Genomic DNA, 21972 nt, shown 5'->3' on the forward strand with positions numbered 1-21972 from the left:
CCATGAACGCGCCCGCCCCCTACTACGTCCAGGCCGGCCCCTTCGCCGTCCGCTTCAACGCCCTCTTCGGCAAGCTCGCCCGCCTCGGCATCAGCCTGGCCGGCACCGCCGAGCTGTCGGTCCGCGGCCGCACCTCCGGGCAGATGCAGCGCATCCCCGTCAACCCGCACCGCTTCGAGGGCGAGCAGTACCTCGTCTCGGCCCGCGGCCACTCCCAGTGGGTGCGCAACATGCGCGTGGCGGGCGGCGGTGAACTGCGCGTGGGCCGCAAGGTCCGCGCCTTCACCGCCGAGGAACTGACCGACCCGGCGGAGAAGGCCGTCGTGCTGCGGGCCTACCTGGAGAAGTGGGGCTGGGAGGTCAACCGGTTCTTCCAGGGCGTCACCGCCCGGTCCACCGACGCCGAACTCCGGACGGCCGCCGGGGACCACCCCGTCTTCCGGATCACGGTGTCGCGCTGAACGCCCCCACCGCCCACCCGGCCCCCCACAGGCCTGCCGGTCCCCTACCGGCCCCCGCCCCCGGACGCGGCGGAGCGCCGGCCCCCCGCGGGGAACCGGCGCTCCGCGGCCGGGTCGCTGCCGCCGCTACCCGCGGCGGCCGGCGCGCGCCTGACGGTCGTCCAGCAGGTGCAGGGCCCTGCGCGCCAGCGGGTGCGCACGGACCAGGTCGGGCAGCGTCGTCGAACCCCGGGTGATGCGGGCGAAGGCCAGCCAGGCCGGCCGCAGACCCGTGAGCGCCGCGTGGAACAGCCCCGGCCGGGATTCGAAGACGGTCAGCATCCGCTTGCCGACGGCCATCTCCACGCCCAGTCCGGCCTTGACCGCGAAGGCGTAGTTGAGCGCCTGCCGGCGCGCGTCCACCGCGTCCTGCGCCTCCGAGACCTTGACCGCCCACTCCCCCGCGAGCCGCCCCGAGCGCAGCGCGAAGGAGATGCCCTCCCGCGTCCACGGCTCCAGCAGGCCCGCCGCGTCACCCGCCACCAGCACCCGGCCGCGCGAGAGCGGGGAGTCCGGCTTCCGGCAGCGGGTCAGGTGGCCGGAGGAGACGGCCGGCTCGAAACCGGCCAGGCCCAGCCGGGCGATGAAGTCGTCGAGGTACCGCTTGGTCGCCGCCCCTTCGCCCTTCGCCGAGATGACCCCGACGGTGAGCGTGTCGCCCTTGGGGAAGACCCAGCCGTAACTGCCGGGCATCGGGCCCCAGTCGATCAGGACACGGCCCTTCCAGTCCTCGGCCACCGTCTCCGGTACCGGGATCTCGGCCTCCAGGCCGAGGTCCACCTGGTCCATCTCCACGCCCACGTGGGCGCCGATCCGGCTGGCGCTGCCGTCGGCGCCGACCACGGCCCGGGCCAGAACGGTCTCGCCGTCCGCGAGCACCACGGCGACCGTGCGGCGGTCCGGCACTGCCGCGCCGTGCTGCTCGACCCGGGACACGGCCGTGCCCGTACGCAGGGTCGCGCCGGCCTTCTCCGCCTCCGCGACCAGCCCCGCGTCGAACTCCGGCCGGTTGATGAGCCCGAACAGCATGTTCTTCGAGCGCCGGGTCCGGGCCAGCCTGCCGTCCAGGGAGAAGGTGACGGCGTGGATGCGGTCCTGGAGGGGCAGCACGAAGCCCGGCGGGAGGGCGTCGCGCGAGGGGCCGATGATGCCGCCGCCGCAGGTCTTGTACCGGGGCAGCTCGGCCTTCTCCAGCAGCAGGACGCTCCGGCCCGCCGATGCCGCGGCGTACGCCGCCGAGGCCCCGGCGGGTCCGGCGCCGACCACGACGACGTCCCACACCTCCGCGGCGTCCCCGGCGGCCGCCCCCTCGGCCGTCTCCGCGGGCCGCTCCCCGGGCGTCTGGGCCGGGACGCCCTCTCCCGCCGGCCGGCCGGCCTGCTCTGCGCTTGCGCCGTTCACGTCGTCGTCGCTGCTCACGATGTGCTGCTGCTCCTGATCACCCGGTTGCTCCGATGCCGTGGAAATCCTACGGCGAGCCGCCGCCTCGTCCCTCTGTGCGAGGATCGTGACAGTCTTTCGCCTTGCATTCGCCGTACCCCGGCACCCACAACAACGTCGCACCCACGAGGAGCGTGCCCATGTCCCAGAATCCGATCGCCGAGACCGTCGCCTCGCTCATGCCCCGCGCCAAGACGGAGCTGACCGAGCTGGTGGCCTTCCAGTCGGTCGCGGACTGGGCCCAGTTCCCGCAGAGCGAGAGCCAGGCCGCGGCGAACTGGGTGGCCGACGCACTGCGCGCCGAGGGCTTCCAGGACGTGGCCCTGCTCGACACCCCGGACGGCACCCAGTCCGTGTACGGGTTCCTGCCCGGCCCCGAGGGCGCCCCGACCGTCCTGCTGTACGCGCACTACGACGTGCAGCCGCCGCTGGACGACGCCGCCTGGATCTCCCCGGCCTTCGAGCTGACCGAGCGCGACGGCCGCTGGTACGGGCGCGGTGCCGCGGACTGCAAGGGCGGCTTCATCATGCACCTGCTCGCGCTGCGCGCCCTGAAGGCCAACGGCGGGGTGCCGGTGAACGTGAAGGTGATCGTCGAGGGTTCGGAGGAGCAGGGCACCGGCGGCCTCCAGCAGTACGCCGAGGCCAACCCGGAGCTGCTGGCCGCCGACACCATCGTCATCGGCGACGCGGGCAACTTCCGCCTCGGCCTGCCGACGGTGACGGCCACCCTGCGCGGGATGACCCTCGTCAAGGTCAAGCTCGACACCCTGGGCGGCAACCTGCACTCGGGCATGTTCGGCGGTGTCGCCCCGGACGCGCTCGCCGCGCTGATCCGGCTGCTGGACTCGCTGCGCGCCGAGGACGGTTCGACGACCGTGGACGGTCTCGCCTCGGACGCGGTGTGGGAGGGCCTGCAGTACCCGGAGGCCGACTTCCGCGCCGACGCGAAGGTGCTGGACGGCGTCGAACTGATCGGCGAGGGCACCATCGCCGACCGGCTGTGGGCCCGTCCCGCCGTCACCGTGCTCGGCATCGACTGCCCGCCCGTGGTCGGCGCGACCCCCTCGGTGCACGCGAGCGCGGGCGCGCTGATCAGCCTGCGCGTGCCGCCGGGCGTGGACACCGCCGAGGCCATCAAGCTGCTGGAGGCGCACCTGGTGGCGCACACCCCGTGGAAGGCGAAGCTGGAGCTGGAGGTCGTCGGTCAGGGCCAGCCCTTCCAGGCGGACACGAGCAGCCCGGCGTACGCGTCGATGGCGGCGGCCCTCAGCGAGGCGTACGACGGCCAGGAGATGCAGATCAGCGGCATGGGCGGGTCCATCCCGCTGTGCAACACGCTGACGTCCCTGTACCCGCGGGCGGAGATGCTGCTCATCGGGCTCAGCGAGCCGGAGGCGCAGATCCACGCGGTGAACGAGAGCGTCTCCCCGGAGGAGCTGGAGCGGCTGTCGGTCGCCGAGGCCCTCTTCCTGGTGAACTACGCGGCGTCCAAGTCCGCCTGACCGCCTGACCGCCTGACCTGACGCCGGCCCCGGCGTCCCCTCCCCTACGCCCAGGGCGCACTGCGCCCTGGGCGTACTCCGCTCCCGGCGAAGTCTGATGCCCTGCGCAGGCCCGGGCGCCTACGGTCGCCGTCATGGACATGGATCTCGTAGAAGTCATCCCGGACCGGCTCCACATGCTGCGCTTCGCCATCGGCCAGGCCTACCTGTGGCAGGACGGCGGGGCCCTCACCCTGATCGACGCCGGGCAGGCCGGCTCCGCCGACGTCGTCGAGGGGGCGATACGGTCCCTCGGGCTGGAGCCCGGGCGGCTGGAGCGGATCGTCCTGACGCACTGCCACCGCGACCACGTCGGCAGCGCCGGCGAACTCGCCGACCGGTGGGGCGCCCGGGTGCTGGCGCACCGGCTGGACGCCCCGGTGGTGCGCGGCGAGCAGCCGGTCCCGGAGCCGGTGCTGCTGGACTGGGAAGTCCCGCTCTACGCGCACGGGCTGACGGCCCCCGAGGCACCGCCGACCCGGGTCGACCGGGAGCTGGAGGACGGCGAGGTGCTGGACTTCGGCGGCGGGGCGGTGGTGGTCCACGCCCCGGGACACACGCCGGGCAGCATCGGCGTGCACCTGCCCGCGCACGGCGTCCTGTTCACGGGGGACTGCGTGGCGGGCGTCGGCCGGGTGATGCTGGGCGTCTTCAACGTGGACCGGGCCGGGGCGGTCGCCTCCTTCGGCCGGCTGGCCGCACTCGCCCCGTCCGTGGCCTGCTTCGGCCACGGCGACCCCTGGACCGAGGACACCGCGAAGGCCCTCGACGAGGCGGCGCGGGCGGCCGCGGCCTGAGCAAGGCCCGGGCCCGGCCGGACCCCGGTGCGCCGGACCGGGGTCCGGGCCGCGTCAGGGGGTGGGGCGGCCCGACTCCAGGTAGAGCGGCATGCCGCGCTCGCGGGCGCGCAGGGCCCAGCGCAGCCGTTCGAAGCGCTGCGGCGGCAGCAGGCCGGCCGCCTCGGACTCGGTGACGAACCGCCAGGCGCGCAGTTCCGGGCCGGGCAGCCGCAGCCGCGCGATCTCCGGCTCCGCCAGCCGTCCGCCGTCGAACAGCAGCCGCAGCCCGCCGTACGCCGGGGAGCGGGGCGGCTCCCAGTCGACCACGAGCAGCCCGGGAACCTGCTCCAGCGTCAGGCCCAGTTCCTCGGCCACCTCCCGTACGCCGGCCCGTGCCGGGGCCTCGCCCGGCTCGACCACGCCGCCCGGGAACTCCCAGCCCGGCTTGTACGTCGGATCCACCAGGAGGACCCGGTCCCGGTCGTCGAAGAGCAGCACCCCCGCCGCCACCGTCTCCCGCGTCGGCTCCGGGGTCTGCACGATGTCGCAGACCGCCGCCGTGCCGGTGCGGACGGCGTCGGCGATGCGCTGCGCGGTCTCCCGTACCGTCAGGCGGCCGTTGTCGACGAGGTGCGCGTCGGCGCTGAGCCAGCCGAGGGCCTGCCGGTAGACCGGGATGTGGTCGTACGCCCACTGGCGGACCCGTACGTCCACCACCTCCGGCGCCCCCGGCTCCCGACGGGTGGCGATGCGCTCTCGCAGGATCGTTTCCTCCGGGGCGAGCAGCACGTGCCGCACCGGGATCCGGCGCGCCGCGAGGCCGCCGAAGATCTCGTCGCGGTACTCCTGCCGCAGCAGCGTCATCGGCACGACCAGGACCCCGCCCAGCTCCGCCAGCATCGCGGCCGCCGTGTCCACGACCAGCCGCCGCCAGCTCGGGAGGTCCTGGTAGTCGTCGACCTCGGCGAGGCGTTTGGGCGGCAGCAGCCGGCGCAGCGCGTCGCCGATGAGCTCCGGGTCGTACAGGCTGCTGTCCGGAAGGAGTCCGGCCAGTTCACGGGCCGTGCTGGTCTTCCCGGCTCCGAAAGTGCCGTTGATCCAGACAATCACGTCTACCCCTCTCCCTGTGGCTCGCCTCCGAAGCCCCCCGGTGGCTTGCCCGCCCCACCCTGCCATGGAAACCCGCCCGTCGGCCGAGTGCTTATGCTCGGGGGCGGAGCCGGGACCACAGCCGCCCGCCACCCCCACTTCCGGAGGATTCCCCGCCGTGCCGCAGACCCGCCACCCGTCCGAGCCCCGCTACGGCAACCGGCCGACCATGAAGGACGTGGCGGCCCGGGCGGGCGTCGGCCTGAAGACGGTCTCGCGGGTCGTCAACGGCGAGCCGGGGGTGACCCCGGACACCGAGCGGCGGGTCCAGGAGGCCATCGAGGAGCTCGGCTTCCGGCGCAACGACAGCGCGCGGGTCCTCCGCAAGGGGCGCACCGCCACCGTGGGCCTGGTCCTGGAGGACCTCGCCGACCCCTTCTACGGTCCGCTCAACCGGGCCGTGGAGGAGGTGGCGCGCGCCCACGGAGCCCTGCTCATCAACGGCTCCAGCGCCGAGGACCCGGAACGCGAGCGGGAACTGGCGCTCGCGCTGTGCGCCCGGCGGGTGGACGGGCTGATCGTGATCCCCGCCGGGGACGACCACCGCTACCTGGAGCCGGAGATCCGGGCCGGGGTGGCCACCGTGTTCGTGGACCGTCCGGCGGGCGGGATCCAGGCGGACGTCGTCCTGTCGGACAGCTTCGGCGGCGCCCGGGACGGGGTGGCGCACCTGATCGCGGCCGGGCACCGCAGGATCGGGTTCATCGGCGACCACCCCCGCATCCACACGGCGACGGAACGCCTGCGCGGCTACCGCGAGGCGATGGCCCGGGCGGGCCTCCCGGTCTCGGAGTCCTGGGTGTCCCTCGGGTCGACCGCCCCGGAACGGGTGACGGCGGCGGCCGGCGCGATGCTGGCCGGCCCGGAACCGGTCACCGCCGTCTTCGCCGGCAACAACCGGGTCACCGTCACCGTCGTACGGGTCCTCGCGGCGCTGCCCCGGCCGGTGGCGCTGGTCGGCTTCGACGACTTCGAGCTCGCCGACCTGCTGCGACCGGGCGTCACGGTGGTCGCGCAGGACCCGGCGGCCCTGGGCCGGGTGGCCACGGACCGCCTCTTCCAGCGCCTGGCGGGCACCGCCCTGCCCCCGGCCCGCATCGAACTCCCCACCCGCCTCGTCCCGCGCGGCTCGGGCGAACTCCCGCCGGTCACCGGATGAGCCCGCGCAACCCCTGCACGGCCCCGCCGGCGACGGTGAGCCCGGCGAGCACGGCCAGCGGCACCGGCACCCCGCCGAGGTAACTCAGCCCGCCGGCGACGAACCCGGCGAACAGGGCGCCGAGGAGCACGACGGCGGCGTGCAGGGTGAGGAGGGGCGGATCGGTGTCCGGGGCTGTGGTCATGCCCCGATTGCAGCGCCGCCCGCCCCCTCTCGCCGCCTCCGCCGAACGAACCCGTACCGCCCCCGGACACCGCCGGACACCGCCACTGACCGGCACTGTTCGGAATCGTCCGGCGGAGCGTCGTGCCCGGCCCTAACCTGTGCGGTGATGAACGGCGTGCGTGCATTCGACGAAGAACTGAAGGCGTTCGCGGCGGACTTACGCCGGCTGCGGCTCGACCGCGGCAACCGGTCGTACCGCGAACTCGCCACGCGTGCGGCGAAGTCCAAGACCGGGATCCGGCTTCCGGTGTCCACCCAGAGCGACGCCTTCCGTGGGGACCGCCTGCCCGGGCTGGACGGCCTGATGGGCCTGGTCCGGATCCTGCACTCCTACGACGAGTTCGGCCAGGAACGCCCGGTCCCGCCGCACAACTCCCCCGAACTGGAACCCTGGCGCCGCCGCTGGCGCGACCTGGCCGCCCTGGCGCCGCTCCGGCGTTCCCCAGTGGCTGCGGCGGTCTTGCCCACACCCCTCCCCGCCAGTGGGCGCAACTTCACACTGGCTCACGTGCTCACCTTGCGGGCGGACAACAACTGGTGCGCGGCCTTCTCTCCCGACGGCCGGCTCCTCGCCGTATCCGGGGAACACGACCACAAGGGAGTGGTCCAACTGTGGGATCCCGTCCGAGGGGTGGCCGTCGGCGAGCTGGAAGCCGATTGCGTTGCCTATACCGTCGCATTCTCTCCGAGCGGCCACCTCTTGGCCGTCGGAGACGACGGGGGTGGTGTGACGCTGTGGAACACCGCAACCCTCAAGTCGGTGGGATCTCCCCTGCACGGTCACGACAACCCCGTCGACCTGGTCGTCTTCGCGGCGGACGGCCGGACGCTGGTCACTGCCGACGAAGAGATCGTCCGCCGATGGGACACGGTGACCGGCGAACCGACCGCATCGCCCCTGATCGGCGAGGTTCAGGCGATGTTCTGCCGCCCTGACGGCGGCATCCTGGCCGCGCTCAGGACCCAGAGCATGCTGCACCTGTGGGATCTCACGGGCGGTGCGAGCGTCGGCAGACCCCTCATAAAGAAGATCGATGGGCCGGTGGGCGCCGCGTTCTCTCCTGACGGTGCCGTGCTGGCCACGACCTATGACAAGGAAACTCTGCTGTGGTCCACCGCGACCAGCACAGTCGCGCACAGGCTTCCCGAGGCGGCCGGCAACGGGGCCACCATGGCGTTCTCACGAGACAGCCGTCTGCTTGCGACCATCGCCAACCGGGGCACCGTACGGCTCTGGGATCCCGGGACCGGAGCGCTCCTGGGGCCGCCCTTGGCGGGGCACCAGGGTCCGTTCGACCGCTTGGCCATCTCCCCTGACGGCCGGATGCTCGCTCTCTGCGGCGAGGCCGACACCCTGGTGGTGTACCGGGAGGAGCTCACCGAGGAGCCCTCGCCTTCCCCGCTGCTCGCAGCACGGGCCCTCGACGCGGCCCTGCGCGGAGATCAGGCGGTGGCCCTGCCTCCCTCGTCATCCGAGACCGGGGTCGCCCTGCGCCGACTGGCCTTCTCCCCGGACGGCGACCGCCTCCTCGTCCGTACCGCGGATCACCGGGTCCTCTCCTGGGATCCGGCGTCACACACCCAGCTACCCGAGTCCCTGCCCACGCCCGGCGGCATGGCTCTCTGGGGACTGGACTTCCCGGCAGACGGCGGGCCTGCCTCGCTGTGGACCCCGGGCCTGCCACTCGGCCGTCCCCTGTCGCTGGTGCAGCACGTCGCGTTCTGCGGCGCCATCGCCCCGGTGGCCGCGATCGGTCCGGAGGGACGGGTGTCCGTGCTGAACACGGCCGCCGCGCACGTTCCGGACGGGATCTCGGACGTGTACGCGCTCGCAGCCGCGCCGGAGTGGAGCCTACTGGCCGCAGCCACGGGTGAGCGGGTGGTGCTGTGGGATCCGGCTGCCATGGCAGGAGGCGGCCTGGAACTGAAGGGCCATCTGAGCGGCGTCGCCGCCATGGCCTTCTCCGCCGACGGCCACCTGCTGGCCACCGGCGACACCGACGGGCACGTCCTGCTCTGGGAGGTCCTCGCCCCCGGCACCCCCGGCCGCCGCCTCTCCGGGCACGCCGGCCCCGTCCACGACCTCGCCTTCTCCCCGCAGGGCCACCGGCTGGCCAGCGCGAGCGCCGACGGCACCGTGCAGCTCTGGGACACCGACACCGGCGAGCCCGTCACCGACCTCCCGCTGACCGGGCACACCGGCGCCGTCCGCGGGGTCGCCTTCTCCCCCGACGGGAGTCTGCTGGCCTCCGCCGGGGACGACGGCACCCTGCGGTGCTGGATCCTGCCGACGGCCCGGCTCGGGTGACTCCGGGCCGGGCCGGGCGGGCCGGGTGGATCAGGCCGTCGCCGTCAGGGTCGCCGAGCGGCGCGGGATGGCGAAGGCGTCCAGTTCGGCGCGGGTCAGGCCGGTGAGGGCGGTGACCTCCTCGGCGCCGACGGCGCCGCAGTCGAGGCCGCGGACCAGGTAGCCGGCCAGGGCCTTCGCGGTGGCGGGCTCGTCCATGACGTCGCCCTCGATCTTGGCCACGTACGCCTTCAGGCGCGCGGCAGCGGCCTCCAGGCCCTCGCGGTAGAAGGTGAAGACGGCCGCGTAGCGGGTCGGCAGGTGCGCCGGGTGCATGTCCCAGCCCTGGTAGTAGGCGCGGGCGAGGGCCCGGCGGGTCAGGCCGTAGTGCAGCTTCCAGCCCTCGTGGACCTTCTCGGTGGTGCCGATGGGCAGCACGTTCGTCGAGCCGTCGGAGACGCGTACGCCGGTGCCGGCCGCGGCGACCTGCATGATCGCCTTCGCGTGGTCGGCGGCAGGGTGGTCGCTGGCCTGGTAGGCGGCGGAGACGCCGACGCAGGCGCTGTAGTCGAAGGTGCCGTAGTGCAGGCCGGTGGCGCGGCCCTTCGAGGCCTCGATCATCCGGGCCACGGTGGCGGTGCCGTCGGAGGCCAGGATGGACTGGCTGGTCTCGATCTGGATCTCGAAGCCGAGCCGGCCGGCGCGCAGGCCGCGGGTCGACTCGAAGGCCTCCAGCAGCTCGACGAACGCGGTGACCTGCTCCGCGTAGGTGACCTTGGGCAGGGTCAGGACCAGGTTCTCCGGGAGGCCGCCGTGGGCGAGCAGTCCGGAGAGGAAGACGTCGGTGGTGCGGATGCCGCGGTCGCGGACGTTGGACTCCATGCACTTCATGCGGATGCCCATGTAGGGGGCGTTGGTGCCGTTGGAGTAGGCCTCGGAGATCAGGCGGGCGGCGCGGGCCGCGGCCTGGTCCTCCTCCTCGTCGGAGCGGACGCCGAAGCCGTCCTCGAAGTCGACGCGGAGGTCCTCGATGGGCTCGGTGGCGAGCTTGGCGCGGACGCGGTCGTAGACCGGTACGGCCAGCTCGTCGGGGATGCCGAGTACCTTGGCGAAGGTGGCGGCGTCCGGGGCGTGCTCGTCCATGGCGGCGAGGGCCTGGTCGCCCCAGGAGCGGATGGTGTCGGCCGTGAAGACGTCACCGGGTACGTAGACGGTGTGGATGGGCTGGCGGGTGCCGGGGTCGCCCGGGTAGTGGCGCGCGAGTTCCGCGTCCACCGGCGCCAGGGAGGCGCTGATGCCCTCGCTGACCGCGCCTGCGAGGCTCGTCGCCACCTTCTCCTGCTGACCCATCGTGCACTCTCCTCTTTTCCGCTTCACGGAAGCTTAGATCCGCATAGCAGAATTTAGTCACGGGGTTCCGCTCAGTCAATGGTCCCTCCACCGCCTGGGACAAACGACTCGGGGCCGTGCGGTGACAATCACCACACGGCCCCGTAGGCCAAGAGATGCGCAGGTCAGCGACCGGGCGCGGAAATTCAGCCCTTGCGCGCCTTGATCTCGCCCGTCAGCTGCGGGACGACCGCGAAGAGGTCGCCGACCACGCCGTAGTCGACCAGGTCGAAGATCGGGGCCTCGGCGTCCTTGTTGATGGCCACGATGGTCTTCGAGGTCTGCATGCCGGCCCGGTGCTGGATCGCGCCGGAGATGCCGGAGGCGATGTACAGCTGCGGGGAGACCGACTTGCCGGTCTGGCCGACCTGGTTGGAGTGCGGGTACCAGCCGGCGTCGACGGCGGCGCGCGAGGCGCCGACGGCGGCACCGAGGGAGTCCGCGAGCTCCTCGATGATCGCGAAGTTCTCGGCGCCGTTGACGCCGCGGCCGCCGGAGACCACGATCGCGGCCTCGGTCAGCTCGGGGCGGCCCGTCGACTCGCGCGGGGTGCGGGAGACGACCTTGGTGCCGGTGGCCAGGGCGCCGAAGGTGACGGCGAGCGCCTCGACGGCACCGGCGGCCGGGGCGGCCTCGACCGGGGCCGAGTTCGGCTTCACGGTGATGACCGGGGTGCCCTTGGACACGCGGGACTTGGTGGTGAACGACGCGGCGAAGGCGGCCTGGGTCGCGACCGGACCCTCGTCACCGGCCTCCAGGTCGATGGCGTCGGTGATGATGCCGGAGCCGATGCGCACGGCGAGGCGCGCGGCGATCTCCTTGCCCTCGGCGGAGGACGGGACGAGCACGGCGGCCGGGGAGACGGCCTCGTACGCGGCCTGCAGCGCGTCCACCTTCGGTACGACGAGGTACTCGGTGAACTCGGGGGCGTCGGCGGTGAGGACCTTGACGGCACCGTGCTCGGCGAGCACGGCCGCGGTGGCCTCGGCACCGGCGCCCAGGGCGACGGCGACGGGCTCGCCGACGCGGCGGGCCAGCGTCAGCAGCTCCAGGGTGGGCTTGCGGACGGCACCGTCCACGTGGTCGACGTAGACGAGAACTTCAGCCATGTGACTGCTCTCCTGCTTTGCGAAGTGTCTGGGGGCTTGAGAGGGGTGACCGAAGCTCTTAGATGAACTTCTGGCCGGCCAGGAACTCGGCCAGCTGCTTGCCGCCCTCGCCCTCGTCCTTGACGATCGTGCCGGCGGTGCGGGCCGGACGCTGGGCCGCGGAGTCGACGGCGGTGTAGGCGCCCTCGAGGCCGACCTCTTCGGCCTCCAGGTCCAGGTCCGACAGGTCCCAGGACTCCACCGGCTTCTTCTTGGCGGCCATGATGCCCTTGAAGGACGGGTAGCGGGCCTCGCCCGACTGGTCCGTCACCGAGACGACGGCCGGGAGGGAGGCCTCCAGCTGCTCGCTCGCGGAGTCGCCGTCGCGGCGGCCCGTGACGGTGCCGTCCTCGACCTTGACCTCGGAGAGCAGGGTGACCTGCGGGACGCCCAGGCGCTCGGCCAGGATCGCCGGGAGGACACCCATGGTGCCGTCGGTCGACGCCATGCCGGTGATGACCAGGTCGTAGCCGGCCTTCTCGATCGCCTTCGCGAGGACCAGCGAGGTACCGATGACGTCGGTGCCGTGCAGGTCGTCGTCCTCGACGTGGACGGCCTTGTCGGCGCCCATCGACAGCGCCTTGCGCAGCGCGTCCTTGGCGTCCTCGGGGCCCACCGTCAGAACGGTGATCTCGGCGTCGTCCGCCTCGTCGGCGATCTGCAGCGCCTGCTCGACGGCGTACTCGTCGAGCTCCGACAGCAGACCGTCGACGTCGTCGCGGTCGACGGTCAGGTCATCGGCGAAGTGCCGGTCACCGGTGGCGTCGGGCACGTACTTCACACAGACAACGATCCTCAGGCTCACGCCGGCTCTCCTACCGCATCGTCTTTTTCTGAAACCGCCTTGTGCAGGCAGCATAGGCGCCTTGTAGGGCGGGTCCCGGTCGGGGCGGCCCGCGCTCCGAAGGGAATGTTACTCGTCAGTACACAGTGGGTCTTCCCCGGTTGCAAGGCCGCTGAACTGTGATCTGTCCAACGCCGCCCGAACCCGCCCCAGCAGGGACGATTCAGTCCCGCAACGCGTTGAAGCGCCCTTGGTGGTACAGCAGGGGGCGGCCCTCCCCGGCCGGGTCGCCCGCCACCGCCTCGGCGATGACCACCCGGTGCGCCCCGGCCGGAACCCGCGCCGCCACCCGGCACACCAGCCACGCCAGCACCCCGCCGAGCAGCGGCACGCCGTGCGGGCCGGGGGCCCACTCGGTCTGCGCCCCGAAGCGGTCGGCGCCGCTGCGCGCGAAGAGGCCGGCCAGCTCCCGCTGGTGCTCCCCGAGTATGTGGACGCCGAGGTACTCGCTGTCGCGCACCGCGGGCCAGCTGGAGGCGCCGGTGCCGATGGTGAACGAGAGCAGCGGCGGGTCCGCGGAGACGGAGTTCAGCGAGGTCGCGGTGAAGCCCACGGGCCGGCCCCCGGTCGCGGCGGTGATCACCGCCACACCCGCGGCGTGCCGCCGGAAGACGGAGCGGAGCAGGTCGGGGGAGCCGGGCAGGGGGTCGCCGGCGGAGCCGAAGGGTACGGGCGGGGCCGTCGGAGCCGTCATCGGGATGTGCTTCCTTACTCCCGCGGGGTCGCGGGCGCGCTGGGGGGTCGGGGCAGGGTGGCCTGGGCCGGGGCCTTCAGCTGTCCCGACAGCGCGCGCTCGCGTGGCGGACGAGGTCCACGTGGAGCCGCCCGTAAAGCAGGAGTTCATACCGCATGCGGCCAGCCTGTCGATCTCACGCGTACACAGTCAAGCCGCAGCGGGCAGATGTCAGGCGCGTCACGCTGCGTGCGGGCGCGCGTACCGGCGCGTCCGTCACACCGCCGCCCCCAGGGCGGCGATCACGTCGGCCTTGCGCGGCAGCCCGGCCGCACGCCGCACGACGCGCCCGGCGGCGTCCAGGACGAGGACGGTGGGGGTCTTCTCGATGCCGAGGGCGCGCACGAGTTCGAGGTTGCGCTCGGCGTCGATTTCGATGTGCTCGACGCCGTCCACCATTTCGGCGACTTCGGCGAGGATCCTGCGGGTGGCCCGGCAGGGCTGGCAGAAGGCGGTGGAGAACTGGACCAGGCTGGCCCGCTCCCCCGGCTCCCGGCCCAGCTCGGCGGCCCCGAGGGGCCCCTGCCCGCCCGGCGGCCGCGTACCTTCTCCGTGCCCGCGCACACCCGCTCCCGTCCGTCCTGTTCGCATGTACGTACCCTGGTCCGAGCACCCGTCCGGCGCGCGGCATTCCCCGCGTGACGAGAATCTCGCCCGGCGCGGGCGTCTGGGCTGGCCAGCGGGCCGCGTTTGGGGCACGATCCCCATGGCCGCGTACCTACGCTGCCGTAACTTCCGGCCGGGAGCACCTCCCCAGGCAGAAAGCGGGGTCTCCCCATCATGGCTGAGCTCGTATACCCCCCGGTGATCGGTGCCGCGCACACCCTCTTCCGTGCGCTGGACATCCGGATCGACATGAAGGGCACCGAGAACATCCCGCGCAAAGGCGGGGCGGTCCTGGTGTCGAACCACATCGGCTACCTCGACTTCATCTTCGCCGGCCTGACGGCGCGCCCGCAGAAGCGGCTGGTCCGCTTCATGGCCAAGGAGTCGGTGTTCCGGCACAAGGTCTCGGGCCCGCTGATGCGCGCGATGAAGCACATCCCGGTGGACCGCCAGCAGGGTGAGACCGCGTACCAGCACGCCCTGGACTCGCTGCGCTCCGGCGAGATCATCGGGGTGTTCCCGGAGGCGACGATCTCGCAGTCGTTCACCCTCAAGAGCTTCAAGTCGGGTGCGGCCCGGATGGCGCAGGAGGCCGGGGTCCCGCTGATCCCGGTGGCCCTGTGGGGCACGCAGCGGCTGTGGACCAAGGGGCGCCCGAAGAACCTCAAGCGCAGCCACATCCCGGTGACCATGCGCGTCGGCGAGCCGATCGAGGCGCCCAAGGACCAGTTCGCGGGCGCCATCACCCGCCGCCTGCGCGAGCGCGTCCAGGAGCTGCTGGACGCGGCGCAGAGCGCCTACCCGGCCAAGCCGCAGGGTCCGGAGGACTCCTGGTGGCTCCCGGCCCACCTCGGCGGCACCGCCCCGACGGCCGCGCAGGTCAAGGAGCGCGAGGCGAACTGACCCCGGGCCCCGGCTCCTCCCGCTCCCCCGGGCCCGTCCCGGCCGCGCGCTTGCGGCGCCGGTGGGCGGCGACCCGGGCGCGCGTGGCGCAGGCCGGGGTGCAGTGGCGCCGGGCGCTTCCGGTGCCGGTGCCCAGGTAGAGCCGGCCGCAGCCGGCCGCGGCGCAGGCACCCCAGGCGAGGCGCCCGTGCCCCGTCAGCAGCTGGGCGAGGGCGAGGGCGCCGGAGGCGAGGAACCAGTCCCCCCACTGCGCCCCGTCGCCCCGGTCCACGTGCAGGTGCCAGGGATGGCCGTCGTGCCGGGTCAGCCGGGGCCGGGTGGCGCACTCCTCCAGCAGGGCGTTGATGGCCCCGGCCGCGCGGTCCTCGTCGGTCTCGGCGAGGACCTCCGCCATGCGCCGCACCGCGGCGCGCAGTTCGTCCGCGTCCGCTTCCGTGAAGACCTCCGGGGCGAGTTCCTCCGGGCGCTCCCCGTGCCGGGCCAGCAGTTCCGCCAGGGCGGCGCGCGGCAGTGCCGGGTCCGCGCGGACCGCCTCGGCCAGCTCGATCGTCCGCCGGGCCGCCTCGAAGCCGCCGCCCGGGTCCTGCCGGTCCGCCATGCACGGATCCTTTCGTCCTGCACCCGTCTGACGTAACGTCTTTTCCGCTTAACACGTTACCCAACGCGGAGGGGGTTCGCCGATGGGCGGGTTCGGGCGGTATCTGGCGGCGGCCCTGGCCGCGCGCTTCGCGTCCGAGGGCATGGGCATGGCGGTGGTGCTGCTGGCCGTGGAGCGCACCGGCAGCGCCGCTCACGGGGCGTTCGTGCTGACCGCCTGGATGGCGCCGCACGTGCTGGCCGCGCCGCTGGCGGGGACCGCCGCGGCCCGGGCCCGGCGGCCCCGGCTGTTCTACGCGGGCGCGCTGGCGGGGTTCACCGTGGCGGTGGCGGCGCTGTCGGTGCTGCTGGGGCGGGCCCCGGCGCCCGTGGTGCTCCTGGTGGCGGTGGTCGGCGGGACCTGCGGGCCGGTGGTGACCGGTGGGCTCTCCAGCCTGGTCGCGGGGCTGCTGCCGGCGGGTCCGGCGCGGGACCGGGCGTACGGCTGGGACGCCTCCACCTACAACGCGGCGGCGGTCACCGCCCCCGCGGCGGTCAGCGTGGTCGGGGCGGTGCTCTCGGCCGGGCCCGCGATGGCGGTACTGGCGGCCTCCGCGGCGCTGGCGGCGGTGCTCGCGGCCTCCCTGCCGTACGCGGACCCCGGCGCGGGCCCCTCCCCGGACGCGCCCCGGGCCGGGCTGGGGGCGGGGCTGGCAGCCCTGTGGCGGGTCCGGGAGCTGAGGGCGATCACCTCGGCGACGACCCTGGCCTTCGTCGGCATCGGGTCGCTGACCACCACGTCGGTGCTGCTGGCGACCGGGCTCGGCAGTCCGGGCGCGGGCGGGGTGCTGATGACGGCCTTCGCGGCGGGTGCGCTGGCCGGGTCCCTGACGCTGGGCCGGATGACGGGCGTGGCGCCGGGCCGGCTGGCCCGCTGGGGCATGGCGGGGACCGGGGTCGCCCTCGCGGTGGCGGCGTTCACGCCGTCGGTGGCGGTGACGGCGGCGGCGTTCGCGGTGGCCGGCGTCTGCGACGGGCCGTTGCTGACGGCCACGCTGCGGATCCGCTCGGAGCACTCCCCGGCGGCGGTGCGGCCCCAGGTGTTCACGCTGGGGGCGGGACTGAAGATCACGGCGGCTTCGACGGGCGCCGCCCTCGTGGGGCTGGCCGCCGCCGCGCCGCCCTGGACGCTGCTGCTCGGGATCGCCGTCCTGCAGCTCGCGGCCGCCGCGCTGCACGCGCTGGTGGCGGTACGGGGACCCGTACCGGCCGAGGGGGTCACAGAGCGGTCGGCAGGTTCCGCCACAGCTCCGGCCGGTCCGCGGACTCCCGGAGCGCCGTGAGCACGGCGGGGTGCGGGGCGGCGTACAGCCCGGGGTAGTCGGCCTCGCCGAGCTCCGGGCGGACCGGGAAGGCGAGCCGCTCCCGTTCGAGGTCGAACCGCGCGTCCACGCCGGGCTTGTTGCCGCGCGGGTCGATCCGGGACCAGGCCGCGGCGCCGGGCAGCCGGACGGCGACGAGCCCGTGGACCAGCGGGGCCGAGCCGTCGTCCTCGGTCAGGCGCTGGTAGCACAGGGCGGCCGGGATGCCCTGGGCGCGCAGCAGGGCGGCGAGGGCGTGCGACTTGGCGTGGCAGATGCCGTTGCGGGTGGCGAGCACGTCGGAGGCGCGCCAGGAGACGCGCAGGTCGCCGGAGTCGGCCGAGTGCGGGATGACGTCCCGGACGAATTCGAAGGCCGCTTTGGCGTATGAGTATGCATCGCCGGTGGCGGACCAGAGGGCATCGGCGGTCTCCTGCACCAGGGGATGCCAGTGGTCGACGGCCTCATCGGAGGCCAAGTACGCATGGATGTCGGGATTCTGCTGGGTGAGCTGCATGGGCGGGAGCATAGGCATGCCCCCGAACATAGATCAATGAGTTTACGTTCGGGGGCATACTTATTCAGCTATGTGGCAGGGAGCGGCTAGCGGGCCAGCTCCTCCTTGAGCGCCTGGAGGAAGCCGTCGACGTCCTCTTCCTGGGTGTCGTAGCCGCACATCCAGCGGACGTGGCCGGCGGCCTCGTCCCAGAAGTAGAAGCGGTACCGCTGCTGGAGCCGGCGCGACACCTCGTGCGGCAGCTTCGCGAAGACGGCGTTGGCCTGCACCGGGTAGAGGATCTCCACCCCGTCGGTCTCGCGCACGCCGGCCGCGAGCCGCTGCGCCATGGCATTGGCCTGGCGGGCGTTGCGCAGCCACAGGTCCTTCGCGAGCAGGGCCTCCAGCTGCACCGACACGAAGCGCATCTTGGAGGCGAGCTGCATCGACATCTTGCGGATGTGCTTCATCTGCCGGACGGCGTCCGGGTTCACCACGACCACGGCCTCGCCGAACATCATGCCGTTCTTGGTACCGCCGTACGACAGCACGTCGACGCCCACCGCGTTGGTGAAGGTGCGCATCGGCACGTCGAGCGACGCCGCGGCGTTGGCTATCCGGGCACCGTCGAGGTGCACCTTCATGCCGAGGCCGTGGGCGTGCTCGCAGATCGCCCTGATCTCGTCCGGCGTGTAGACCGTGCCGAGCTCGGTGTTCTGGGTGATCGAGACGACCTGGGGCATGGCCCGGTGCTCGTCCTCGAAGCCCCAGGCCTCCTGGTCGATCAGCTCGGGGGTGAGCTTGCCGTCCGGGGTGGGCACGGCGAGCAGCTTGAGGCCCGCCATCCGCTCCGGCGCGCCGCCCTCGTCCACGTTGATGTGGGCGGACTTGGCGCAGATCACGGCGCCCCAGCGGTCGGTCATCGCCTGGAGGGCGGTGACGTTCGCGCCGGTGCCGTTGAAGACCGGGAAGGCCTCCGCGTACGGGCCGAAGTGGCTGCGGATGACCTTCTGCAGGTGCTCGGTGTACTCGTCCTCGCCGTAGGCGACCTGGTGGCCGCCATTGGCGAGCGCGATGGCCTCCAGGATCTCCGGATGCACCCCCGCGTAGTTGTCGCTCGCGAAACCGCGGACCGCCGGATCGTGGTGGCGGCGGGCATCGGTCTTCACGGTTGTGGAGTGAGCCACAGACGCTGTCCGTTCACTTCGGAGGCGGGCCGCTCCCAGACGCCGGCGATGGCCTCGGCCAGCTCCGTGACGTCGGTGAAGCCCGCGAACTTCGCATTGGGACGCTCGGCGCGCATCGCGTCGTGCACCAGTGCCTTGATCACCAGGATCGCAGCAGCGGCCTGCGGACCGTCCTCGCCCCCGGCCTTGCGGAAGGAGTCCGCCATGGCCAGGGTCCAGGCCTCGGCGGCTGCCTTGCCGGCGTTGTACGCGGCGTTGTTGGCGACCGGCTTGTGCGCGCCGGACTGGCTGATCAGCACGTAGCGTCCGCGGTCGCTGCGCAGCAGTCCGTCGTGGAAGGCGAGCGAGGTGTGCTGGACGGTGCGGATGAGGAGCTTCTCCAGGAAGTCCCAGTCCGCGAGGTCCACGTCGGTGAAGGTCTTGCTGCCTCGCCAGCCGCCGACCAGGTGGACGACCCCGTCGACCCGGCCGAACTCCTTCTCGGTGCGCTCGGCCCAGGCCTTGGTGGCCTCCAGGTCGAGCAGGTCGACGGTGTCACCGGTGACGGTGGCGCCGCCGTGGGCGTAGCGGGCGGCGTCGACGGCCTCCGCCAGGCGCGCCGCGTCGGCGTCGGAGGCCACGACCGTGGCACCCGCCTCGGCGAGGCGCATCAGCGCGGCCCGGCCGGCGGGGCCGCCGGCTCCGGCCACCGCCACGACCGCTCCGTGGAGCGTCCCATTGCCGTTCATCCGTACAGCCTCCTGTGCGCGGTCGCTCACGCGGCGGCCCGCTCGGCGTCGTCGGCGTTCGCCGGGGTGATGCCCTTCGTGGACGCGATCACACCCTTGAGCTTCTTGGCGAGGGCCTCGTAGAACATGCTGAGGGGAAACTCGTCGGGAAGCACGTCGTCCACCAGCTTGCGCGGCGGCTGCGTGAGGTCCAGGGCGTCGGGGCCCTTGGCCCACTTGGAGCCCGGGTGCGGGGCGAGGTAGGTGGAGACCAGCTCGTAGGCCTTGAACCAGTGGACCAGCTTCGGGCGGTCGATGCCCGCGCGGTAGAGGTCCTCGATCTCGGCGCACAGCTGGTTGGTGACCTGCGGGGCGCGCATCCAGTCGATCTTGAGCTTGTTGTCCGTCCAGCGCACGACGTCGTGCTTGTGGAGGTACGCGAAGAGGAGCTGGCCGCCGAGACCGTCGTAGTTGCGGTTGCGGTCGCCGGAGACGGGGAAGCGGAACATCCGGTCGAAGAGGACGGCGTACTGCACGTCACGGCCGTGCTCGTTGCCCTCGGACTCCAGCTTCACGGCCTCCTTGAAGGCGGTGAGGTCGCAGCGCAGCTCCTCCAGGCCGTACATCCAGAACGGCTGGCGCTGCTTGATCATGAAGGGGTCGAACGGCAGGTCGCCGTGGCTGTGGGTGCGGTCGTGGACCATGTCCCACAGGACGAAGGCCTTCTCGCAGCGCTCCTGGTCCTCGACCATGCGGGCGATGTCCTCGGGCAGCTCGATGCCGAGGATGTCCACGGCGGCGCCGGTGACCTTGCGGTAGCGGGCGGCCTCGCGGTCGCAGAAGATGCCGCCCCAGGTGAAGCGCTCGGGGGCCTCGCGCACGGCGATGGTCTCCGGGAAGAGCACGGCGGAGTGGGTGTCGTAGCCCGGGGTGAAGTCCTCGAGGGTGATGCCGAGGAAGAGCGGGTTGTCGTACCGGGTGCGCTCCAGCTCGGAGAGCCACTCGGGCCACACCATCTTCAGGACGACGGCCTCGAAGTTGCGGTCCGGGTTGCCGTTCTGCGTGTACATCGGGAAGACCACGAGGTGCTGGAGGCCGTCGGCGCGCTGGGCGGCCGGGTGGAAGGCCAGCAGGGAGTCCAGGAAGTCCGGGACGCCGAAGCCCTCGGCGACCCACTTGCGCAGGTCGGCGACGAGCGCGGCGTGGTACGCGGTGGCGTGCGGCAGCAGCGGGGACAGCTCCTCGACGGCGTCGGCGACCCGCTCCACGGCGGCCTCGACGTCCGCGCGGGCGGGGGCGCCCTCGGCCTCGAAGTCGATCGATCCGTCCTTGGCCTGCCAGGGGCGGATCTCCTCCACGGCGGCCTTGAGCACGGGCCAGGCGGGGTGGTCGACCACCCGCGCGCCAGCGGTTATCACGGCACCGCCGGAGCCCGGCACAAGAGTTTCCGTCATGTCACTTCCTCCACAGGAGAACCTCGCGTTAAGACAGCGTATGCATGCGAGGCTCCCCTGCTCAAGAGGAAACTAAGGAAAATATCCTGTGTGACCCCCCACTCCACCGGAAGTCTTCCCGTAACCCACGGTGGAATCCACCACTCCGCCCAGTAGTTGGGCCATCCGGCCGCCCCCGGCGGCGGCGCGAAAAAGAAGGCCGGTCCGGTCCGTCCGCATGACGGCGGGACTCCACCCGGGCGCGGTCCCGGCCCGAGCGGGCGTCCGCCGGGTCCGGAGGGCCCCTCAGGCGCCCCGTCCCGGCGCGCCGGCCCCGCGCTCCTCACGGAAGTGCGGGATGACCTTCTCCCCCCACTGCCGCAGGGTCTCCAGGCAGGCCTCCTGCGGCACCGTGCCCATCTGGACCAGGCACATCACCTCGTCCGCGCCCGCCGCCCGCAGCCGCTCCACGTACGCGATGGCCTCGTCCGCGCTCCCGTAGGCGTGGTCGGCGTTGAAGGTGGCCGTGGAGGTCGGCCGCACCGGGATGTCCAGCTCGTGCAGCCGGGCCACCACCTGCTCGGCGGCCCGGCGCATCTCCGCCGCCTCGTCGGCACCGGCCACCACCGCCTCGTCCGGTATCCCCGCGCCGCCGTACCAGTGCCCGATGGACTGCGCGAAGAACCGCTGCCCCCGGACGCCGATCCGCCGGGCCTCCTCCGGGTCGTCGAGCACGATGGTCGGGCAGAGCACCGAGAAGTGGTCGTTCACGGCCGTGGAGACGAACCGGCTGCCGTCGCGGGCCGCGCGCGCGGTGTCGTACACGGCCCGCATCCCGGCGATGGACTCCGGCCCGGCGAAGCCCATCACCAGCGCCCCGACGCCCAGTTCGGCGGCCTGCACCAGGGTCTCGCCCCGGCTGCACGCCAGGAAGAGCGGCGGATGGGGCCGCTGGGCGGGCCGCGGCAGGATCGGGTGCGGAGCGATGTCCAGCAGCTCGCCGTGGTACTCCAGCTCCTCCTCCTGCCAGGCCCTGCCGATGATCCGCAGCGCCTCCTCCACCTCGGCGGTGGTGCGCTCCCGGTCCACCCCGCACAGCGAGGTCTCCTGCTCCGTGCCGCCCCGCCCGGCGCCCAGGTCGAGCCGCCCGCCGGAGAGCAGGTCGAGCATCGCGGCCCGTTCCGCCACGCGTACCGGGTGGTTGAAGTTGAAGGGCATGCACACGACGCCGTGGCCGATGCGTATGGTGTGCGTCCGGGCCGCGACGAAGCTCAGGAACACTTCGGGCGCGCTCATGTGCGCGTACCACTTCAAGGAGTGGTGCTCGACGGCCCAGATCCGGTCGAATCCCATGCGTTCGGAGAGGACCGCCTGCTCGACGCAGTCCCGGATGACCTGGTGTTCCCGTTCCACGGTCGGATCGGCCAGCTGAGCCTCGAAGATCACGGAGAATTTCACGATGCCTCCAGGGATGCGTCCCGTGCCCGGTCTTACTTCGATTAGAAA

General features: G+C 73.0%; 21 protein-coding genes. 7 read left to right on the top strand and 14 right to left on the bottom strand.

Translation table 11 applies throughout. The features are described 5' to 3' along the window. Positions 1–2: 2 nt before the first annotated feature. On the top strand, positions 3–461 hold the full coding sequence (locus ACIPW5_RS08895; protein WP_401242352.1) for a nitroreductase/quinone reductase family protein: 459 nt from the start codon (positions 3–5) through the stop codon (positions 459–461). 126 nt (positions 462–587) lie between these two features. Here ACIPW5_RS08895 and ACIPW5_RS08900 read toward each other — a convergent pair whose 3' ends face one another. After that, positions 588–1781, bottom strand: a complete 1194-nt coding sequence (locus ACIPW5_RS08900) for a geranylgeranyl reductase family protein (RefSeq protein ID WP_401243118.1) — start codon at positions 1779–1781, stop codon at positions 588–590. A 299-nt stretch (positions 1782–2080) separates the two neighbouring features. Here ACIPW5_RS08900 and ACIPW5_RS08905 point away from each other — a divergent pair, with 299 nt between their 5' ends. Both ACIPW5_RS08905 and ACIPW5_RS08910 read left to right on the top strand, forming a co-directional pair. Continuing rightward, positions 2081–3445, top strand: a complete 1365-nt coding sequence (locus ACIPW5_RS08905) for a dipeptidase (RefSeq protein WP_401242354.1) — start codon at positions 2081–2083, stop codon at positions 3443–3445. A 140-nt stretch (positions 3446–3585) separates the two neighbouring features. Continuing rightward, positions 3586–4281: an MBL fold metallo-hydrolase gene (locus ACIPW5_RS08910; protein WP_401243120.1), complete on the top strand. Its 696-nt coding sequence runs from the start codon at positions 3586–3588 to the stop codon at positions 4279–4281. Positions 4282–4335: 54 nt separating this feature from the next. Here ACIPW5_RS08910 and ACIPW5_RS08915 read toward each other — a convergent pair whose 3' ends face one another. After that, entirely contained in the window at positions 4336–5373 is a 1038-nt protein-coding gene (locus tag ACIPW5_RS08915) for an NUDIX domain-containing protein (protein ID WP_401242357.1), read from the bottom strand. A 208-nt stretch (positions 5374–5581) separates the two neighbouring features. Between ACIPW5_RS08915 and ACIPW5_RS08920 the strand changes: the two genes are divergently transcribed. After that, on the top strand, positions 5582–6571 hold the full coding sequence (locus ACIPW5_RS08920) for a LacI family DNA-binding transcriptional regulator (protein WP_401243123.1): 990 nt from the start codon (positions 5582–5584) through the stop codon (positions 6569–6571). On the opposite strand, the gene ACIPW5_RS08925 is transcribed toward ACIPW5_RS08920, so the two are convergent. Next, the gene (locus tag ACIPW5_RS08925; RefSeq protein ID WP_401242360.1) at positions 6561–6755 is read right to left on the bottom strand and encodes a hypothetical protein; all 195 of its coding nucleotides are present in this window, start codon (positions 6753–6755) and stop codon (positions 6561–6563) included. The genes ACIPW5_RS08920 and ACIPW5_RS08925 overlap by 11 nt on opposite strands. Positions 6756–6902: 147 nt before the next feature. On the opposite strand from ACIPW5_RS08925, the gene ACIPW5_RS08930 reads away from it, so the two are divergent. After that, positions 6903–9104 carry a WD40 repeat domain-containing protein gene (locus ACIPW5_RS08930; RefSeq protein ID WP_401242363.1) on the top strand — a complete coding sequence of 734 codons (2202 nt, stop codon included), beginning with the start codon at positions 6903–6905 and terminating at the stop codon, positions 9102–9104. Positions 9105–9134: 30 nt separating this feature from the next. Here ACIPW5_RS08930 and ACIPW5_RS08935 read toward each other — a convergent pair whose 3' ends face one another. The 5 genes from ACIPW5_RS08935 to ACIPW5_RS08955 all read right to left on the bottom strand — a co-directional run bounded on the left by ACIPW5_RS08935 (position 9135) and on the right by ACIPW5_RS08955 (position 13788). Then, a complete protein-coding gene (locus tag ACIPW5_RS08935; RefSeq protein ID WP_401242366.1) occupies positions 9135–10433 on the bottom strand; it encodes a DUF6986 family protein in 1299 nt (432 codons plus the stop codon). Between the two features lie 185 nt (positions 10434–10618). Then, a complete protein-coding gene (locus ACIPW5_RS08940; RefSeq protein WP_401242369.1) occupies positions 10619–11581 on the bottom strand; it encodes an electron transfer flavoprotein subunit alpha/FixB family protein in 963 nt (320 codons plus the stop codon). Positions 11582–11639: 58 nt separating this feature from the next. Further along, on the bottom strand, positions 11640–12425 hold the full coding sequence (locus ACIPW5_RS08945; protein ID WP_401242371.1) for an electron transfer flavoprotein subunit beta/FixA family protein: 786 nt from the start codon (positions 12423–12425) through the stop codon (positions 11640–11642). 202 nt (positions 12426–12627) lie between these two features. Next, positions 12628–13158, bottom strand: coding sequence for a flavin reductase family protein (locus ACIPW5_RS08950; protein ID WP_401242374.1), 531 nt, complete (start codon positions 13156–13158; stop codon positions 12628–12630). Between the two features lie 255 nt (positions 13159–13413). After that, complete coding sequence (locus ACIPW5_RS08955) at positions 13414–13788, bottom strand: thioredoxin family protein (RefSeq protein WP_401242377.1); 375 nt, start codon at positions 13786–13788, stop codon at positions 13414–13416. 189 nt (positions 13789–13977) lie between these two features. Here ACIPW5_RS08955 and ACIPW5_RS08960 point away from each other — a divergent pair, with 189 nt between their 5' ends. Beyond that, positions 13978–14706 (top strand): lysophospholipid acyltransferase family protein, encoded by a 729-nt coding sequence (locus tag ACIPW5_RS08960; protein ID WP_401242380.1) that lies wholly within the window; start codon positions 13978–13980, stop codon positions 14704–14706. On the opposite strand, the gene ACIPW5_RS08965 is transcribed toward ACIPW5_RS08960, so the two are convergent. Further along, the gene (locus ACIPW5_RS08965; protein ID WP_401242383.1) at positions 14684–15304 is read right to left on the bottom strand and encodes a CGNR zinc finger domain-containing protein; all 621 of its coding nucleotides are present in this window, start codon (positions 15302–15304) and stop codon (positions 14684–14686) included. The two genes, ACIPW5_RS08960 and ACIPW5_RS08965, sit on opposite strands and share 23 nt — an antisense overlap. A gap of 82 nt (positions 15305–15386) precedes the next feature. Between ACIPW5_RS08965 and ACIPW5_RS08970 the strand changes: the two genes are divergently transcribed. Further along, a complete protein-coding gene (locus tag ACIPW5_RS08970) occupies positions 15387–16625 on the top strand; it encodes an MFS transporter (protein WP_401242386.1) in 1239 nt (412 codons plus the stop codon). On the opposite strand, the gene ACIPW5_RS08975 is transcribed toward ACIPW5_RS08970, so the two are convergent. From ACIPW5_RS08975 to ACIPW5_RS08995, 5 genes are all read right to left on the bottom strand, one after another. Beyond that, positions 16561–17160 (bottom strand): transglutaminase family protein, encoded by a 600-nt coding sequence (locus ACIPW5_RS08975; protein ID WP_401242388.1) that lies wholly within the window; start codon positions 17158–17160, stop codon positions 16561–16563. The genes ACIPW5_RS08970 and ACIPW5_RS08975 overlap by 65 nt on opposite strands. Before the next feature lie 86 nt (positions 17161–17246). Continuing rightward, the gene (locus ACIPW5_RS08980) at positions 17247–18308 is read right to left on the bottom strand and encodes a threonine aldolase family protein (protein WP_401242390.1); all 1062 of its coding nucleotides are present in this window, start codon (positions 18306–18308) and stop codon (positions 17247–17249) included. Further along, positions 18305–19054, bottom strand: a complete 750-nt coding sequence (locus ACIPW5_RS08985) for an SDR family NAD(P)-dependent oxidoreductase (RefSeq protein WP_401242393.1) — start codon at positions 19052–19054, stop codon at positions 18305–18307. Before ACIPW5_RS08985 ends, ACIPW5_RS08980 begins: the two co-directional genes overlap by 4 nt. 26 nt (positions 19055–19080) lie before the next feature. After that, positions 19081–20487 (bottom strand): DUF6421 family protein, encoded by a 1407-nt coding sequence (locus tag ACIPW5_RS08990; RefSeq protein WP_401242396.1) that lies wholly within the window; start codon positions 20485–20487, stop codon positions 19081–19083. A 285-nt stretch (positions 20488–20772) separates the two neighbouring features. Beyond that, a complete protein-coding gene (locus tag ACIPW5_RS08995; protein WP_401242398.1) occupies positions 20773–21924 on the bottom strand; it encodes an LLM class flavin-dependent oxidoreductase in 1152 nt (383 codons plus the stop codon). Positions 21925–21972 lie beyond the last annotated feature (48 nt).

It is taken from the genome of Streptomyces sp. NPDC090077 (assembly GCF_044747545.1).
Taxonomy (GTDB): Bacteria; Actinomycetota; Actinomycetes; order Streptomycetales; family Streptomycetaceae; genus Streptomyces.